This is a genomic window from Aggregatibacter sp. oral taxon 513 (assembly GCF_018128305.1).
GTDB classification, from domain to species: domain Bacteria; phylum Pseudomonadota; class Gammaproteobacteria; order Enterobacterales; family Pasteurellaceae; genus Aggregatibacter; species Aggregatibacter segnis_A.
On record NZ_CP072381.1, the window covers coordinates 1,329,350 to 1,346,848 of the forward strand.

13 protein-coding genes are annotated in these 17,499 nt (G+C 41.3%); 8 read left to right on the plus strand and 5 right to left on the minus strand.

The window, feature by feature from the left end; all coding sequences use genetic code 11:
- Nucleotides 1–12 precede the first annotated feature (12 nt).
- Genes J5A60_RS06355 through udk form a run of 5 tightly spaced genes read right to left on the minus strand, consistent with a single transcriptional unit; the run spans nucleotide 13 to nucleotide 5,495 of the window.
- Nucleotides 13–1,836 (minus strand): DUF4153 domain-containing protein, encoded by a 1,824-nt coding sequence (locus J5A60_RS06355; RefSeq protein ID WP_212509823.1) that lies wholly within the window; start codon nucleotides 1,834–1,836, stop codon nucleotides 13–15.
- An 18-nt stretch (nucleotides 1,837–1,854) separates the two neighbouring features.
- Nucleotides 1,855–3,045 carry a sugar transporter gene (locus J5A60_RS06360; RefSeq protein WP_212509824.1) on the minus strand — a complete coding sequence of 397 codons (1,191 nt, stop codon included), beginning with the start codon at nucleotides 3,043–3,045 and terminating at the stop codon, nucleotides 1,855–1,857.
- Nucleotides 3,046–3,047: 2 nt separating this feature from the next.
- Entirely contained in the window at nucleotides 3,048–4,250 is a 1,203-nt protein-coding gene (locus J5A60_RS06365; RefSeq protein ID WP_212509825.1) for an AsmA-like C-terminal region-containing protein, read from the minus strand.
- Nucleotides 4,251–4,835, minus strand: coding sequence for a dCTP deaminase (gene dcd / locus J5A60_RS06370; protein WP_212509826.1), 585 nt, complete (start codon nucleotides 4,833–4,835; stop codon nucleotides 4,251–4,253).
- A 9-nt stretch (nucleotides 4,836–4,844) separates the two neighbouring features.
- Nucleotides 4,845–5,495 (minus strand): uridine kinase, encoded by a 651-nt coding sequence (gene udk, locus J5A60_RS06375; protein ID WP_048749854.1) that lies wholly within the window; start codon nucleotides 5,493–5,495, stop codon nucleotides 4,845–4,847.
- Nucleotides 5,496–5,759: 264 nt separating this feature from the next.
- On the opposite strand from udk, the gene J5A60_RS06380 reads away from it, so the two are divergent.
- From J5A60_RS06380 to tgt, 8 genes are all read left to right on the plus strand, one after another.
- A complete protein-coding gene (locus J5A60_RS06380; protein WP_212509827.1) occupies nucleotides 5,760–6,800 on the plus strand; it encodes an ABC transporter substrate-binding protein in 1,041 nt (346 codons plus the stop codon).
- A gap of 155 nt (nucleotides 6,801–6,955) precedes the next feature.
- Nucleotides 6,956–7,999: an ABC transporter substrate-binding protein gene (locus tag J5A60_RS06385; protein WP_048749849.1), complete on the plus strand. Its 1,044-nt coding sequence runs from the start codon at nucleotides 6,956–6,958 to the stop codon at nucleotides 7,997–7,999.
- Between the two features lie 24 nt (nucleotides 8,000–8,023).
- Nucleotides 8,024–10,081 carry an iron ABC transporter permease gene (locus J5A60_RS06390; RefSeq protein ID WP_212509828.1) on the plus strand — a complete coding sequence of 686 codons (2,058 nt, stop codon included), beginning with the start codon at nucleotides 8,024–8,026 and terminating at the stop codon, nucleotides 10,079–10,081.
- A 16-nt stretch (nucleotides 10,082–10,097) separates the two neighbouring features.
- Nucleotides 10,098–11,144 carry a ferric ABC transporter ATP-binding protein gene (fbpC, locus tag J5A60_RS06395; RefSeq protein ID WP_111305338.1) on the plus strand — a complete coding sequence of 349 codons (1,047 nt, stop codon included), beginning with the start codon at nucleotides 10,098–10,100 and terminating at the stop codon, nucleotides 11,142–11,144.
- A gap of 133 nt (nucleotides 11,145–11,277) precedes the next feature.
- Nucleotides 11,278–13,293 (plus strand): hypothetical protein, encoded by a 2,016-nt coding sequence (locus tag J5A60_RS06400; RefSeq protein WP_212509829.1) that lies wholly within the window; start codon nucleotides 11,278–11,280, stop codon nucleotides 13,291–13,293.
- A 178-nt stretch (nucleotides 13,294–13,471) separates the two neighbouring features.
- Entirely contained in the window at nucleotides 13,472–14,860 is a 1,389-nt protein-coding gene (gene yegQ, locus J5A60_RS06405) for a tRNA 5-hydroxyuridine modification protein YegQ (RefSeq protein ID WP_212509830.1), read from the plus strand.
- 282 nt (nucleotides 14,861–15,142) lie between these two features.
- A complete protein-coding gene (queA, locus tag J5A60_RS06410) occupies nucleotides 15,143–16,234 on the plus strand; it encodes a tRNA preQ1(34) S-adenosylmethionine ribosyltransferase-isomerase QueA (protein ID WP_212509831.1) in 1,092 nt (363 codons plus the stop codon).
- Between the two features lie 109 nt (nucleotides 16,235–16,343).
- Nucleotides 16,344–17,495 carry a tRNA guanosine(34) transglycosylase Tgt gene (gene tgt / locus J5A60_RS06415; RefSeq protein ID WP_212509832.1) on the plus strand — a complete coding sequence of 384 codons (1,152 nt, stop codon included), beginning with the start codon at nucleotides 16,344–16,346 and terminating at the stop codon, nucleotides 17,493–17,495.
- Nucleotides 17,496–17,499 lie beyond the last annotated feature (4 nt).

The following is a 17,499-nucleotide window of genomic DNA, read 5'->3' on the forward strand; positions in this document are numbered from 1 at the left end:
CTTTTTTATCTTCTATTTATAGAATACGCCGTTAATGGATAGCCGTTGTGCGGCATAACCTTTGTAGTCACCTCTTTCGTCATATTCAATAGTTAAATAATCAAAAAAGACCACTACGTCACCTAGTACTACATAAGGTTTAGCGTCTTTTGTTAAGATGGCCAACTCATTTTTAGTGTATTTTTTGTGAATATCCAAATTGTGTCGGGCAAACAAATCACGCAAATAGGCATCAAGATTCCATGTAACGTATTCTCCACCCTCTTTTCGTTGTATTTTTAACAAAAAATCCGGCGGGTTATTGTTGCGCAAGAAATCTCCGCATTTGACATAAGCACCATTTAATTTGCCGTGCGAATCTAAAACCGCTTCCAATCCAATCTGACAATCATCTTCTTTTGAATTAAGCTCACTAATGGTAAATCGACGATCTGCTACTTCACCGTTAAGCCACAGGAAACGGTTGTAATTCTGAATGTCCATAAACTGCTCTTGTTTATTTTCAATCTCAAAATAAGACACTAATTCCTCTTGATAACCATTCGATTCAGGCAACCATTCATAAAGCGATTTTTCTTTCGGAATACCATAATGTTGTTTGAATTCCTCAACCCATTGTTCATCTGCTCGTAACAACACTGCATAAGTTCTATTGCGAAATTCATCAGACAATTTAGCATCATTTCCTCGAGTCGCTGTCCATTGTTTAATGTGCTCTTCAGTTAATTTGCCATTGCTATCTAATAATTGTTGAGTTTTTACAAAATTATCAAAACGAGCCAATTGATCTTCGTAAGCGATTTGGTTTGCGTCAATCACAAAAGCATTACTTAATAACGCTAGCAACAGCACGCCGGCAAGAAGACGATATTGTCTAATTTTCGGCACGAGCAAAATGAAGTTCCATAATGCAAGAACCACAGCCCCCATGAGTAAATACACGCGATCTTGGGTCAAGCCATAATACTGAATGCGAATAGACATGGCATACCACAACATCACCAACGGCAATAAATTGAGCCACGGCAACAGACGATAAAACTTCTGCCATTTTTCGTTATCCAACAGGATTTGCAAGGTATAAAGCACAATGCCAAACATCAAATAAGGAAATGCCACATTGGCGATCATGCCTTCCGGCATTTTACCTTGGATCAAAATCGACACTGCATAAGCGTAAATAATCAGAGTATAAATCACCAACGCAGGGGATAAAATCCAGTTTAGCAGAATCTTGCTTAATTCATTAAAACGCCCGCTAAAGAGATTTTCTCGTTGCGACAAACTTAAATATGCCAGTGGGAAAATCCACCACCACGTCACTAACCAAATCCGAGAATACATCGACAAGGCATACATATCCACATGGAATAATGCTTGAATGGCTGCTGCCAATCCGTTGCCTATTCCACCGATGATCAGCGCAAACAATGTGGCAATCACAGCATTGAGCATATTATTGAGCAAGATGCTCATAAAAGTGCGGTTGTTTTTTGCCACGTTTTTACACAAGAAAATTACTAATACGGCAAGGTTTAAAATACCGAAACGCGCACTTTGTGTGAAATCGTTAAGATCAACCAATGTCGCCAACACTCCAAACGCGATAGGAATAAAAATACTCAAACGATAATATTTATTTCCATGGGTCAAATTAACCAACATAAACGCCATTGGCGCCCATAGCAAAAAGTCGGCATAACGCTCCATCATCGCCTTGGGTTCAGGGGCAAAAATCGGGATTGCACCACAAATTGCCACCAATAAAAGCTCAACCGGGTGTCGAATCAAAGCCTGCTTCGCAAGTTGAACAAATTGCAAGAGCCATTTTTTCATAAAATTTCCTTCTTTTTATTAGAGATTATTTCCGCTATTGGCTTTTCCATAGCGAAAATGAATATAAATAAACAGCAGTAACCCCATAGCTGCAAAGGCCGCCCCGGAAAAACCGATATTGGCTAAACCAAGATGTTGCATCACTTGATTTCCAAACAACGCACCTCCTCCTATACCAATGTTATATAGCCCCGAATAAATGGCCATGGCCACATCAGTTGCATCGGATGCCAGTTGTAACACGCGCACTTGTAAACTTAAACCGATGCCCGAAATACCAATCCCCCAAATAAATGCGAGTAAAAACATCGAAAATTGGTTCTCGCTTAGCGGCAACAATAAGACAAGAGAAAGCATTAAAATGCCCATAGAAGCCAATAAAAAAACGGTAGGCGAACGTTGATAAAAGCGATTAAACAGCAAACTGGCTATAATGCCCGATAACCCGAAAATCAAGAGAATCGCCGTAGCGGCAGCATCGCTCATTTCACCGATACGCACCATAAAAGGCTCTATATAACTATACGCCGTGAAGTGTGCTGAAATAATCAATATGGTTAAAGCATAAAGCCCAAGTAATAAAGGGCGTTTGATCAGTAACGGAAGACTGCGCAACGAGCCGGCATTACGACTTTCCAAATGTGGTAAGAAACGATAAAACAAAATTAAAATCGTAAACGCTAACACGGCAATAATGGCAAACGCCTCGCGCCAGCCGAAATATTGCCCGATAACCCGCCCAAGGGGCAACCCAAGCACCATCGCCAAAGCACTGCCAATCGCCAATAACCCTATAGCCTGCGCTTTTTTATCTTTTGGCGCAACGCGAACAGCAAGTGAGGTAGTGATGGACCAAAAGATCGCATGCGTAAAAGCAATACCGATGCGAGAAAGCAGTAATACCCAAAAGTCCCACGCCAACACAGAAAGCACATGGCTTGCTACAAAAACAATCAATAATTTAATGAGTAAACTGCGTCGCTCCAGTTTTGCTGTCATGAGCATAAAAGGCAACGACATGAGCGACACAATCCAAGCATAGAGCGTGATCATCAAGCCGGCTTGTTCCACCGGAATGTGAAAACTGTTGGCAATATCTGACAATAAAGCGACCGGCAAGAACTCTGTGGTATTAAAGACAAATCCAGCAAATGCCAGCAAAATGACACGAAAAAATTTCAGACGCCGAACGATTTCTAAAGTCGCCATTATTACTGTCCTAATTTACGTTTAATCAGATGTTTAATTTGATTGCGCAAGTCTTTGTCAAATCGCACTTCATATTGTGGTGAATAGCAGCTATCAAAAAAGCGAATTGGCAAAACGAACTCCGCATACTTTTTATCGGTCGGCTGCAGATTTAAATCAACGTTACATTGCATAGATTGTAAATCCACAATGCCCGAACCTTCACCTAAAAGTGCGGTGGTTTTTAACGATATTTTTTCAATGTCCAGTTGATGCCCATTAAGTTTGAAAAGACTGGCGACATGGTCATATTTGGTGTTTAAGTCAGTTTTATCTTTCAGTTCCGAATCATTCCAATTGATCGGCAAATACCGTCCTGCCAAGTCTAGCAGATTCAAACCTAATAATTCGCCGTTTTGGGCATCGAAAAAGAATTCGCCGTTAATAATTTGAGAATGGGCAAATTGCACGGCAATTTCCACATCAGCGGACCCCGTCATGGTTTTGGGGAAAGCAAGCCAAGTTAATAGACGTTCGATAGGGTAATTTTTAGCGGAAAAAGCGACCGCACTTTGTTCCAGCTCGCTCACATAATCCACGTGCGCGAGGCAAGGTGAATGCGCCGTACAATAAGAATCAATATCTGCAGTGAGATGTTTGGTGTATTGGGATAAATCCAATGTCGTTTTAACAAAGCCTACCTTTTCTTCATTTAAAACAACATGATCAAAATAGGCGACAAGCTTTCTCTCATCACTGCGCTGAATACCGCCTTTCATAAAATGAAAATTAAAAATGCGATTGTTGCCGTACAGTGGTTTTGCTAATTCCACCGCAATTTGACTATCGCCACTCAATGCAATGTTGTCGGTAGTAATATTATCCAAGGAAAAATCAGAAAAACGCATTTGAATAGTTGCCGCGTTTTGTGCATTTTCAGAGAGTTTGAGATTTTGAATGTCGATTTCCTGCAATTTGACATCACCGAACAACAGTACCGATAAGGGGAACTTGCCTGTCAGTTTTTCAATACTGATTCGGTTATGCCGGACTTTATCGAAGGAAATATAAGGTTGCGGGAGAATACCTAGATTAAACGCGTGAAATGCAGTTTCATATTGTGCCAATTTGGCTGTCACCGCGCTTTCGAGTTTGTTAAGTTGAACATAAAAAAAAGCCAAGATCGCCAACAACACGACCAATGTCATCAAGGCGATCTTTTTCATTTATTTATCCTCATCGATGCGACTGGCAACCGCGTTTTGTTGATTTTTGTATTTAGCGTCTTTGCGGCTGTTATACGGACGTGCCGCCGCGCCACTTAACACTTCAAAACTCAAAGCGCCAATTACCATATTCGGACGCAACGCCAACGGCAATTTACCGGAATTATAAAACTCCAACACAATTTTGCCTTCCCAACCTGGATCGATACGGTGTGCCGTCACATGCACCATTAAACCCAAACGCGCTAAAGAAGAACGTCCGTCCAACCAACCGATAATGTTGGCCGGTAATTTCACAGACTCCAAGGTTGTCGCCAATGCAAGCATGCCTGGGTGCAAAAAGAAGGCTTCATCATCAGCAATAATAATTTCATCGCTCATGACCAATTCCAACTGTGCGGACACTTCTTCTTTCGGGCCGCTTAAATCAATGTAAGGTGCGGAATGCTCACGAAACACGCGAAAAGAATTCCCCAAGCGAACATCAATGGTCGCCCCGTTAATTTTATCGTTAGACGGGCGCGGACTCAGAGAAATCAAGCCTTCATCCAGATAACGTTCAATGTCAGTATCACATAATCTCATGCCAGGCTCCTATTTTTGGCTTAATAATTGCATAATTTGCGCTTTTAACATATTGATAGCAATACGGTTTTTACCACCGCGAGGGATCACAATGTCAGCGTGTTGTTTAGAGGGTTCGATAAATTGCAAGAACATCGGACGAACAGTAGCACGATATTGATCAATGACGGATTGCAAGGTGCGACCACGTTCTTCCATATCACGCTGTAAACGACGAATAAAGCAAATATCTAACGGCGTATCCACAAACACGGAAATATCTGCCAACTGGCGTACACGCTCGTCTGTGAGTAATAAAATCCCCTCTAAAATCACAATACGTTTTGGCGTGAAATGGGTCACTTCATCGGTTCGGGTATGCTCCACATAACTATACACGGGAATATCAACGGCGTTGCCGGCTTTTAAGGCTTTCAAATGGGTAATGAGCAAATCACGGTCCATAGAATTTGGGTGGTCATAATTCGTTTTAACCCGTTCAGACATCTCTAAGTGGCTTTGATCTTTGTAATAACTATCTTCTGCAATAATACCGATTTCTTCACAGCCTAATTCATGACAAAGCTCTTTGTGCACCGTAGAGGCAATAGAACTTTTTCCTGAAGCCGAAGCGCCTGCAATGGCGATAATAATACAAGATGATATTTGATGATCTGACATACCGTTTCCCTTTCTCTCATTAAGGTAAATAAATTGGCGAAATTATAAAGAAAAAAGCCTTTTTTTGACATAAATAGATCCATTTACAAACAATTTTTCTACAATTAATTTTTTACGCAACATATTCGCTCATAAAATTCTTCGTTTTGTGAGACTTCTCACATTAATTAAGGGGTATTTTATGTAACATGCAAACCTTGAAAGCACTTGCTTGAGCGCATTTCATATTACATTTTCATTTTATGAACAATAAAGAGGTACAACATGAAACTAAAATCACTTTCTCTTGCAATTTCAACCGCACTTTTGGCCAGTGGGTTATTCGTATCACAAGCCGCAACGGCACAAGGACGTTTAGTCGTGTATTGTAGTGCGACGAACATTTTATGCGAAACCACTACGAAAGCCTTCGGTGAAAAATATGATGTTAAAACCTCCTTTATTCGTAACGGCTCAGGCAGTACCTTTGCCAAAGTAGAAGCAGAAAAAAATAACCCGCAAGCAGACGTGTGGTTCGGCGGTACATTCGACCCACAAGCGCAAGCCGCTGAATTGGGTTTAATCGAACCTTACAAATCTAAACACATTGATCAAATCGTAGAACGTTTCCGTGATCCAGCAAAAACTAAAGGCAACTACGTATCCGCCATTTACATGGGGATTTTAGGTTTCGGCGTGAACACAGAACGTCTTGAAAAATTAGGCATCAAAGAAGTGCCAAAATGCTGGAAAGACTTAACGGATCCACGTTTGAAAGGCGAAGTACAAATTGCTGACCCACAAAGTGCCGGTACAGCCTATACTGCGCTTGCCACGTTCGTACAACTTTGGGGCGAAGACAAAGCCTTTGATTTCTTAAAAGCTTTACATCCGAATGTTTCCCAATACACCAAATCCGGTGTCACCCCATCCCGTAATGCCGCCCGCGGTGAAGCGGTTGTCGGTATCGGTTTCTTACACGATTACGCCCTTGAAAAACGCAATGGTGCGCCATTGGAACTCGTGGTGCCATGTGAAGGCACCGGCTATGAGTTAGGCGGCGTGAGCATCTTAAAAGGCGCACGTAATATCGACAACGCAAAATTATTCGTGGATTGGGCGTTATCTAAAGAAGGTCAAGAATTGGCATGGAAACAAGGTGAATCCTTACAAATCTTAACCAACACAACGGCAGAGCAATCTCCAACGGCATTCGATCCAAACAAATTGAACCTTATCAATTATGACTTTGAAAAATACGGCGCTGCCGAACAACGCAAAGCCTTAATTGAAAAATGGGTTCAAGACGTTAAATTAGCGAAATAACACGCTAAAGTGCGGTCGAAAATTCTTGTATTTTTCTCACCGCACTTTTCTTATATTGATGGCTCGTGTCCTTACGACGCGAGCCTATCACTATCATCAGAACGCACATCAACAAAAGTGCGTTACCTCGACATCAAAAACACAGGAGTGTTGAAATGAAACTCTCAAAAATTGCGTTAGCCGTATCCACATCAGCAACTTTATTCAGTAGCGTATTCTTTTCTAGTCAAGCAGTTGCAGAAGGGCGATTAGTTGTGTACTGCAGCGCACAAAATTCAGTCTGTGAAACTCAAGTCCAAGCTTTTTCTAAAAAATATGACGTTAATACAACATTTGTCCGTAACAGCTCTGGAAGCACCTTAGCAAAAATGAAAGCTGAAACAAACAATCCACAAGCAGATGTATGGTACGGTGGAACGTTTGATACTCATTCACAAGCTGCCGAAATGGATTTATTAACTGCATATCAATCACCAATGCTCAATGAAGTTATGCCAGAATTTAAAGATCCTGGTCGCCGTAAAGGTAACTACAGTTCTGTTGTTTATATGGGAGTGTTAGGTTTTGGTGTAAACACCGAAAAATTGAAAAAGCTAGGTATTACTGAAACCCCAAAATGCTGGAAAGATTTATTAGATCCAAAATTCAAAAATGAAATCCAAATTTCAGATCCACAAAGTGCCGGTACTGCCTATACTGCAATAGCCACTTTTGTACAACTTTGGGGAGAAGATGAGGCTTTTAAATATCTAAAAGAGCTTGATAAAAACATTTCACAATACCCTAAAGCGGGGACTGCACCAGCACATAATTTAGCACGAGGAGAGACAACTATCGGTATTGGTTTCCTACAAAACTATTCTTTTGAAAAACAAAATGGAGCACCAATTGAGGTCATTGTTCCTTGTGAAGGAACAGGTTATGAATTAGGTGGAGTAAGTATTATCAAGAATGCTAGAAATTTAAAAAATGCTCAATTATTTGTCGATTGGGCAATGTCCAAAGAGTCTCAAGAACTATCTTGGGAAAAAGGGCAATCTCACCATATCTTAACTAATGTTCATGCTAAAGGTTCTCCTTACGCATTAAAATCAAATGAGCTAAATTTAATTAAATATGATTTTGATAAATTTGGATCTTCTGATATTCGCAGTGGTTTAATTGATCGTTGGGTACGTGAAGTCAAATTAAATAAATAATTTATAACCAAAAATGGAGGCTTTATGAGAAAGCTGTATAATTTTCTCAATTCCAATCTCTTTTGGGTAATGTTCGCGATGGTAGGCTTTCTTTGCCTACCATCATTGGCGTTATATTACGGCATTTTTGACTCTACTTCAGATGAAGTCATTGCTGCAATGGGATGGAATCAACCTAATTTAACATGGGCATGGTTTGGATCCTTATTCCTTATTCCTCTATTTTCTATTTTATGGAAAAAGAAAGGTGCCGTATCTCAAGGGAAAATTGAATTTATTTTATCCTGTATCATTTTTGCATTTGTGATGATTTCAGCCACACTTGCTAAGATAAGCTTAGGATATTCTATTTTTATTCTGACTCTAGCATTAATTGCAATTTCTACTAATGCTCTTGCAAAAATGAAGGTGATGCAAAGCGATAAATTTATTATCGGTTCTTTAATTAGTATTATCTTGCTCATATTCTTTTTTATTGTTTATCCAACATTGACAATCTTTGTATCAATGTTTTACAAGGGTTCAGAGTTTATTCCTGGACAAGTCATTGATATAGTGAAACAGCCTTATGTCGTTAGAATTATTCTAAATTCTCTTTCTGTTGCAGGAACAATTGGGGTACTAGCTACAGTCTTTGGTTTAGTATTTGCACTATATACAACAAGAATTGCTAAACGAAGTGCTGTAATAGGTAAAATCTTTTCCATACTGCCTATCGTAACCCCACCTTTTGTAGTGGGATTAGGTGTGACCTTAATGTTAGGTCGCTCTGGTTATATCACCCAATATTTAGTTGAATATTTAGGATTTGATAGTAACTGGCTATATGGCTTCACAGGTATCGTTATCGCACATACACTTGCCTTAACACCAATGTCTTTTATGATTTTAGAAGGGGCATTAAAATCAATCCATCCATCAATTGAAGAGGCTTCTTATACTTTAAGAGCAAATCGCTACCAAACCTTTTTCAATATTATTTTTCCATTGTTGAAACCTGCGTTAGCAAATTCATTTTTAGTTGTTGCTATCCAATCTATTGCAGACTTTAGTACACCATTAGTTTTAGGTGGAAGCTTTGACGTAATTTCATCACAAATCTACTTCTACATAGCAGGTTCTCAGTTAGATTACGCGTCCGCAAGTACTCTAGGAACAATATTGTTAATTTTCTCTTTAGGTATTTTCATTATCCAATATTGGTGGATAGGTAATCGCTCTTACACAACAGTATCCGGTAAATCTTACCGCGGTGACGTACAAGAGTTACCAACCACAATGAAGTATACAATTACCTTTATTTTGGGATTTTGGGTAGTATTCAACGTATTACTTTACGGCAGTATTTTCTATGGTAGTTTCACCGTAAACTGGGGCGTAAATTACACGTTAACATTGAAAAATTATATTACCCTATTTGGTCAGGGATTCAGTGATGGAGCTTGGCCATCATTAATTCAAACTGTTATTTTTGCCGCAACTGCTGCACCTATAACGGCATTATTTGGTTTATTAATTGCCTATATTACCGTGCGTCGTGAATTCAAGGGTAAGAAGACTCTAGAATTTCTAACCTTACTTTGCTTTGCTGTGCCTGGTACTGTTGCAGGGGTATCTTATATTCTCGCATTTAATGATGCGCCTATTTATATTACAGGAACGGGCCTAATTGTTATCTTATCAATGGTTATGCGTAATATGCCTATAGGTATGCGCGCAGCTATAGCCGGGCTAGGTCAGTTGGACAAATCTCTAGATGAAGCCTCTCTTTCACTTAAAGGCAGTTCATTTAAAACAATTTGTTTCATTGTATTTCCACTGTTAAAACCCGCCTTATTATCAGCTTTAGTAACGAGCTTTGTTCGTGCAATGACCACCGTCAGTGCCATTGTATTCTTAGTTACTGCTGATACGAGGGTTGCTACATCATACATCCTAAACCGTGTCGAAGACGGCGAGTATGGGATTGCCATTGCATACGGCTCTATCTTAATTGTGGTGATGATGGCGATTATTTTATTCTTCGACTGGATTGTCGGTGACACCCGCATTTCCCGTTCCAAAGCGAAAAAAATGAATTAAGTTGTAGGTAAAAAATATGAGTAATGATTTCTTAGTATTAAAAAATGTCACGAAAGCCTTTGGCAAATCTGTGGTAATTGATGATTTGGATTTAACCATTAAACGCGGCACCATGGTGACGTTGCTTGGTCCATCCGGTTGCGGTAAAACGACCATCTTGCGTTTAGTTGCCGGTCTTGAAAATCCAACCTCCGGACAAATTTTCATTGACGGTGAAGACGTAACCAAATCGTCCATTCAAAACCGTGATATTTGTATCGTGTTCCAATCCTATGCGTTGTTCCCACACATGAGTATCGGTGATAACGTGGGCTACGGCTTACGCATGCAAAACGTGAGCAAGGAAGAGCGTAAACAGCGCGTTAAAGAAGCCTTGGAATTGGTGGATTTGGCTGGGTTTGAAGATCGTTATGTGGACCAAATCTCCGGTGGTCAACAACAACGTGTGGCGCTTGCTCGTGCGCTTGTTCTCAAGCCGAAAGTGTTACTGTTCGATGAACCCTTAAGTAACCTCGATGCTAACTTACGTCGCGCAATGCGGGAAAAAATCCGTGAATTACAACAAAGCCTTGGCATCACGTCTCTATACGTGACCCACGACCAAACAGAAGCCTTTGCGGTATCCGATGAAGTTATCGTGATGAATAAAGGGAAAATCATGCAAAAGGCGCCGGCAAAAGATCTGTATCAACGCCCGAACTCCTTATTCTTAGCTAACTTCATGGGCGAATCCAGTATTTTCCCGGCGAAATTGCAAGGAAATACCGTTAACATTCATGGCTATGAACTTGCCTTAAATAATGCCGCTCAATTCAATTTACCGGACGGGGATTGCTTGGCAGGCGTTCGCCCGGAAGCTGTTTATCTCCATGAAACCGGCACAGAAGCCCAACGTTGCACGATTAAAAGTGCGGTGTACATGGGCAACCATTGGGAAGTCGTAGCGTTATGGCATGGTCAAGATTTGTTGATTAACTGCCGTCCGGAACAGTTCAACCCGGCATCGCAAGAAGCCTATGTGCATCTTTCCGAACAAGGCGTTTTCCTGTTAAAAAACCAATAAAAATCAAAAATAATTAAAATTTTAACCGCACTTTATATTCAAGAGAGTAAAGTGCGGTTATTATTTACGGCATTTTTAACGTTGGCGTTCCGTATCGTCATCGAAACAACCTTAACCTAAGTTTGAGAATCACATGAGTAAAAAAAGAAAAGTCACTTTAACCCTTGCTGCTATTATCATTGTACTTGGCGGAGGCGCGCAGTTTTATACCAATCAGCAAGTGGATCAGGTTTTACAAAAATTCCCTTATTCTTTAGATAATCAACTCAGCCTCAATGTGACAGAAAGTGCCAAGAACTTTTTCAGTCGTGAGCTTACCTTTAGTTTAGAAAATAATGATGGCCAAAAAACCAATATTATTTCTACCAAACTGACGGCGTTGCCTTTTTTCATTACGGCGGAATCTAAACTTTCCGAACAATTGGTACGTCAATTAAACAAAGATCTCAATATCACCATTGATAAAAACACCATTAACAGCAAATTTTCACCGGTAGGTGATTACCTGCAATCAAACGTCCTCACCGACTTCCGTGATTTTACGAACAAAGCGCAAACGCTTTCAGTCACTCTAGACTTTAATGCGGGTACAAAAAACGTAGAGCTTAATGCCAATTTAAGCGGCTTTAACTATGATAAAAACAGCAAATTAGAACAAATTGGTGCCCAGATTAAACTGGTGCCCGTTGGCGAAAACCAATACGACATTTCAACCCTTGAACTCAATGCTAAAAATGCCGAATGGGATTTGTTAAATGGCGAAAACACCAAAATCCAACTGAAAAACGCCCGTTATCAATTTGTTGTAAAAAAATCGGCTGATACAGACTTGCGCGATCTTTCCACCCAATTGAGTAGCGACACCTTACGCATTGCCAACAAAGAACGTACGACAGAAGAAAGCCAAACCGTGATTAACGGCATAATGCTAAATGTACAACAGCAAGGTGTAACAAGTGCGGTGGATTTTGCCAATGAATTTAAGAAACAGCTAAACGGTGAGCAAAATATTAAACAGGTAGCCAATTTTTTATCCGCCGTCCTCACGCAAAACCACATATTTAACGGAACCCTTTCCGTCAAATCCGTGGATGCACCTAAAAATCAAAAGCCTTACTTTAATTTAAATGAGGCGAAACTCAATTTAACGATGGCAAATGCAGATCTCGCCAAAGCCAATCTGACTTTGCAATTAAATGCTGCTAGCATCAAGCAGACGCCGGAAGATCAAAGCAAACAATGGGAAGCCAAAGGGGCTCAAATCGTCTATCAACTTGATGGCTATAACTTGGAAAACAAATTGGCATTTATTCCACTCTATTTAGATGCCCTTTCCATCAAAAATGCCCCCAAAGAAGATAACAAGAGCTTATTAAAGCTGAAGAAACAATGGGCAAACACAATGGCTGGAAACAGCAATGCAGAAATCTCATTACAAGCATTTAATTACCAAAATGTCTCTTTGGAAACATTAGCGTTAAAACATCAAGGCTCAGAGGAAAACAACCAATATCGTGGAAATTCCACACTTTCACTAAAAAAACTGACGTTGTCTGAAGCACAAGCGCAAATGGAAGATCTTGCTTTCAATCTACCGCTCACCGTGAATAATATTGCTCAATTTGCAGAAAATCAGTTTTGCTTTGGGTTGACTGCATCATTGTGTTCAGCTTATTTCACAACGGAAACCACACAAAAACTCCTTGGAAATCAATGGAAAGATCTAGATTTAGCCAGTGATAACACAACCCTCACCTTCAATTTAAATACCTATCCAACCACAAAAGCCTATCCGGTGAGTATCCACCTGAAAGGCGCGTTAAAAACAACTAAAGATAAACAGTCCATCGCAGATATGTTCATCGAAAATATGCAAAGCACGACCAATATTATTCTAAGCAAAGGGCTCGCGGAGACTTCTGATGAAGAAAGTTTAAAAATCAAAAAAGTCTCACCATTTTGGCAAGCCTTGTTGACTGAGCTTAAACCGGAAGAACGACTATTTCCGATATTTATCGAAGAAGGCGATAACTATGTTCTGACATTAGAAAGAGACAATAACCGTTTTCTAATTAACGGAAAAACCGTAGAAGAACTTCTGAAGCAACATGAACTGATGGATTCTTCTCAGCCGGAAAGTAAAGACTAAATACCATCACAAGAAAGTGGGCTACACGCCCACTTTTTTCATTCAGTTTCGACTAAAAAACATTTTATTTTTCCACCGCACTTATCCTTTACAAAAAGCAAAATCCGCCTAAAATACCCCTCTTTACGATTTGCCTTGCGCAAATTCCTGACTTGAAATCAGACCATAAGAGACAACTATGACAACCTCATTTAAACCTGAATTACTCTCCCCCGCCGGCTCCTTAAAAAATATGCGTTATGCCTTTGCTTATGGCGCAGACGCCGTGTATGCCGGCCAACCGCGTTACAGCTTGCGCGTACGCAATAATGAATTTAATCACGCTAATTTAAAAATCGGTATCGATGAAGCCCATGCGCTCGGCAAAAAGTTCTATGTCGTCGTGAACATTGCGCCGCACAATTCCAAGCTCAAAACTTTTATTAAGGATTTACAACCGGTTATCGACATGGGGCCGGATGCGCTTATCATGTCCGATCCCGGTTTGATTATGCTGGTACGCGAACACTTCCCTGACATTGATATTCACCTTTCCGTGCAAGCCAATGCGGTGAACTGGGCGACTGTGAAATTCTGGAAGCAAATGGGCTTAACCCGCGTGATTTTATCTCGCGAACTTTCTCTTGATGAAATCGCCGAAATCCGCCAACAAGTACCGGATATTGAACTGGAAATTTTCGTGCATGGCGCACTTTGCATGGCGTATTCCGGCCGTTGCCTGCTTTCAGGCTATATCAACAAACGCGATCCAAACCAAGGCACCTGCACGAACGCCTGCCGCTGGGAATACAAAATGGAAGAAGGCAAAGTGGATGACGTAGGCAATATCGTGCCGAAATTCGACCCAAGCCAACAGATTGAGGTAAAAAATGTCGCCCCAACCCTAGGCGAAGGCGCAGTGACCGATAAAGTGTTCCTTTATACCGAAGCGCAAAATCCTAACGAGCAAATGACCGCCTTTGAAGACGAACACGGCACTTACTTCATGAACTCGAAAGATTTACGCGCCGTGCAACATGTGGAAAAACTCACCGCACTTGGCGTGCATTCTTTAAAAATCGAAGGTCGTACCAAATCCTTCTATTACTGTGCCCGTACCGCCCAAGTGTATCGCAAAGCCATTGACGATGCGGCTGCCGGCAAACCGTTTGATGAAAGCTTGATGGACACCTTAGAGTCCCTTGCTCACCGTGGTTATACCGAAGGTTTCCTACGTCGCCACACCCACGATGAATACCAAAATTATGACTACGGCTACTCCATTTCCGATCGTCAACAATTTGTCGGCGAATTCACCGGTAAACGTAATGAACTTGGCATGGCAGAAGTGGCAGTGAAGAATAAATTCTTGCTCGGCGATGAAGTGGAAATGATGACGCCACAAGGCAACATCGTGTTTAAAATCAACAAAATGCTCAACCGTAAAAATGCGGAAATCGATGCCGCTTTGGGCGACGGGCATTTTGTCTTCTTAGACGTGCCGCAAGACATTCATTTGGACTATGCGTTGCTCATGCGAAATTTGGTTGATACCAACACGCGCAATCCGCACGAAAAGAAAAGTTAATTTATTGTTAAATAAATGTTGCATTATTAATTTGGAAGCATATAATGCAACTCGTACCCTAAAAAAAATATGACTCCAAATACTTTTAGCCCTTACCCCCTTGAAAGGGCTTTTTTTTGCCTTGAGAAAAATAAAACATAGATTAAAGGATGAATTAGGCCGTACAAATACTTTCTTCTACATATTCGCCAAAAGAAATTAGCGTGATTTCTTTTATTTCCTTGAGATTCTCCCCAATTCGCACTAGACTACCGCCCTCTTTTTCAAACCAGATATTCCATTATGCGTGTTGCTGATTTTTATTTTGATTTACCAGATGAGTTGATTGCCCGTTATCCCAAAACAGAACGAACTGCCAGCCGTTTATTGCAGTTGAATGGCGAAAACGGGGACATTTTCCACCGCACTTTTGCCGATGTGTTGGAATTGATTCATCCGGGCGATTTGATGATCTTCAATAATACCCGTGTTATTCCTGCGCGGATGTTCGGGCGCAAAATTAGTGGCGGAAAAATAGAAGTCTTGGTGGAGCGCGTGTTAAGCGAATCCCGTTTTCTTGCCCATGTTCGCGCCTCTAAAGCGCCGAAAGAAGGCGCTGAACTGATTTTAGGGGAAGATAAATTAGGGGAAGGCAACGGTGTAAAAGCCACCATGATCGGTCGCCAAGGCAGTTTATTTGAAATTGAAATCGCCGAAAAACAGACCGCACTTTTTGACGTTTTACAACAAATCGGGCATATGCCTTTACCGCCTTATATTGATCGTCCTGACGAAGAAGCGGATCAAGAGCGTTATCAAACCGTTTATAACAAAGTGCCGGGGGCGGTTGCCGCACCGACAGCCGGTTTGCATTTTGATGATGAACTTTTGGCAAAACTAAAAGAGAAAGGCGTCAATTTCGCTTTTGTCACCTTGCATGTGGGCGCGGGAACCTTCCAACCGGTGCGTGTCGAAAATATTGAAGATCATGTTATGCACGCAGAATACGTGGAGGTGCCGCAAGAGGTTTGTGATGCTATTTTAGCCACCAAGAAAGCCGGCAAGCGCGTGATTGCCGTGGGAACAACCTCCGTGCGTTCCATTGAAAGTGCGGCATTAGCGGCAGAAGAAAAACAAGCTGCGGTGTTAATTGAGCCGTATTTTTCCGATACGTCTATTTTCATTTATCCGGGTAAAAAATTCCGCGTGGTAGATTGTTTAATTACCAATTTCCATTTGCCGGAAAGCACATTGATTATGTTGGTTTCTGCGTTCGCCGGATTTCGCCATACGATGAATGCGTATAAAAGTGCGGTGGAAAATCGCTATCGCTTTTTCAGTTATGGCGATGCCATGTTTATCAGCAAAAATCCCCATGTGAAGGGAATGGAATAGAAATTGACTTATTTAGGTTCTCCACCTAAAATCCTACAACTCAAGCCTGTTACTCAGGCTTTTTTATTGACTAAAAACCTTCGAACTGTTTATTCGTTGAGGAAATAAAATGAAGTATGAATTAGATAAAACCAGTGGCAACGCCCGTCGTGGTCGCTTGGTATTTGAACGCCCACAAGGCAATTTTACCGTTGAAACCCCGGCGTTTATGCCTGTCGGTACTTATGGCACGGTAAAAGGCATGACACCGGAAGAAGTACGTGCGACCGGTGCAGAAATTCTCCTTGGAAACACCTTCCATTTATGGCTTCGTCCGGGGCAAGAAGTGATGCGTAAACACGGCGATTTGCACGATTTTATGCAATGGCATCGCCCGATCCTTACCGATTCCGGTGGCTTCCAAGTGTTCAGTTTAGGCAAATTACGCAAAATTACCGAAGAAGGCGTGAAATTCCAAAACCCAATCAACGGCGAACGTATTTTCTTATCACCGGAAAAATCCATGGAAATCCAATATGATTTGGGTTCCGACATCGTGATGATTTTCGATGAATGTACGCCTTACCCAGCAACGTTTGACTACGCTAAAAAATCCATGGAAATGTCTTTACGTTGGGCACAACGCAGTCGCAACCGTTTTGATGAGTTGGGCAACAAAAACGCCTTATTCGGTATTATCCAAGGCGGCACCTTTGAAGAATTACGCAAAGTATCCTTAGAAGGTTTGGTGAACATCGGCTTCGACGGCTACGCCGTGGGCGGCTTGGCCGTAGGTGAACCGAAAGAAGATATGCACCGCATTTTGGAATACATTTGCCCGCAAATCCCTGCCGACAAACCACGCTATTTAATGGGCGTGGGTAAACCGGAAGACTTAGTGGAAGGGGTACGCCGCGGTATCGATATGTTCGACTGTGTCATGCCGACCCGTAATGCACGTAACGGTCATTTATTCGTCACTGACGGCATCGTGAAAATCCGCAACGCCAAATACAAAGACGACACCAGCCCGTTAGATCCGCACTGTGATTGCTACACCTGTAAGAATTACACCAAAGCCTATTTATATCATTTGGATAAATGCGGCGAAATCCTCGGGGCGCGCCTAAACACCATCCACAACTTGCGTTATTACCAACGTTTAATGGCGGAAATCCGCCAAGCCATTGAAGAAGATCGCTTCGATGATTTCGTGGTGGAATTTTATGCGAGAATCGGTAAGCCTGTTCCGCCGTTACAACTTGCAGAAACAGAAAAATAATCAG

What these genes read in the sequence shown, in the direction of transcription:
- J5A60_RS06355 (WP_212509823.1), bottom strand. Translation starts at nt 1,836, where the DNA reads ATGAAAAAATGGCTCTTGCAATTTGTTCAACTTGCGAAGCAGGCTTTG.
- J5A60_RS06360 (WP_212509824.1), bottom strand. Translation starts at nt 3,045, where the DNA reads ATGGCGACTTTAGAAATCGTTCGGCGTCTGAAATTTTTTCGTGTCATT.
- J5A60_RS06365 (WP_212509825.1), bottom strand. Translation starts at nt 4,250, where the DNA reads ATGAAAAAGATCGCCTTGATGACATTGGTCGTGTTGTTGGCGATCTTG.
- dcd (WP_212509826.1), bottom strand. Translation starts at nt 4,835, where the DNA reads ATGAGATTATGTGATACTGACATTGAACGTTATCTGGATGAAGGCTTG.
- udk (WP_048749854.1), bottom strand. Translation starts at nt 5,495, where the DNA reads ATGTCAGATCATCAAATATCATCTTGTATTATTATCGCCATTGCAGGC.
- J5A60_RS06380 (WP_212509827.1), top strand. Translation starts at nt 5,760, where the DNA reads ATGAAACTAAAATCACTTTCTCTTGCAATTTCAACCGCACTTTTGGCC.
- J5A60_RS06385 (WP_048749849.1), top strand. Translation starts at nt 6,956, where the DNA reads ATGAAACTCTCAAAAATTGCGTTAGCCGTATCCACATCAGCAACTTTA.
- J5A60_RS06390 (WP_212509828.1), top strand. Translation starts at nt 8,024, where the DNA reads ATGAGAAAGCTGTATAATTTTCTCAATTCCAATCTCTTTTGGGTAATG.
- fbpC (WP_111305338.1), top strand. Translation starts at nt 10,098, where the DNA reads ATGAGTAATGATTTCTTAGTATTAAAAAATGTCACGAAAGCCTTTGGC.
- J5A60_RS06400 (WP_212509829.1), top strand. Translation starts at nt 11,278, where the DNA reads ATGAGTAAAAAAAGAAAAGTCACTTTAACCCTTGCTGCTATTATCATT.
- yegQ (WP_212509830.1), top strand. Translation starts at nt 13,472, where the DNA reads ATGACAACCTCATTTAAACCTGAATTACTCTCCCCCGCCGGCTCCTTA.
- queA (WP_212509831.1), top strand. Translation starts at nt 15,143, where the DNA reads ATGCGTGTTGCTGATTTTTATTTTGATTTACCAGATGAGTTGATTGCC.
- tgt (WP_212509832.1), top strand. Translation starts at nt 16,344, where the DNA reads ATGAAGTATGAATTAGATAAAACCAGTGGCAACGCCCGTCGTGGTCGC.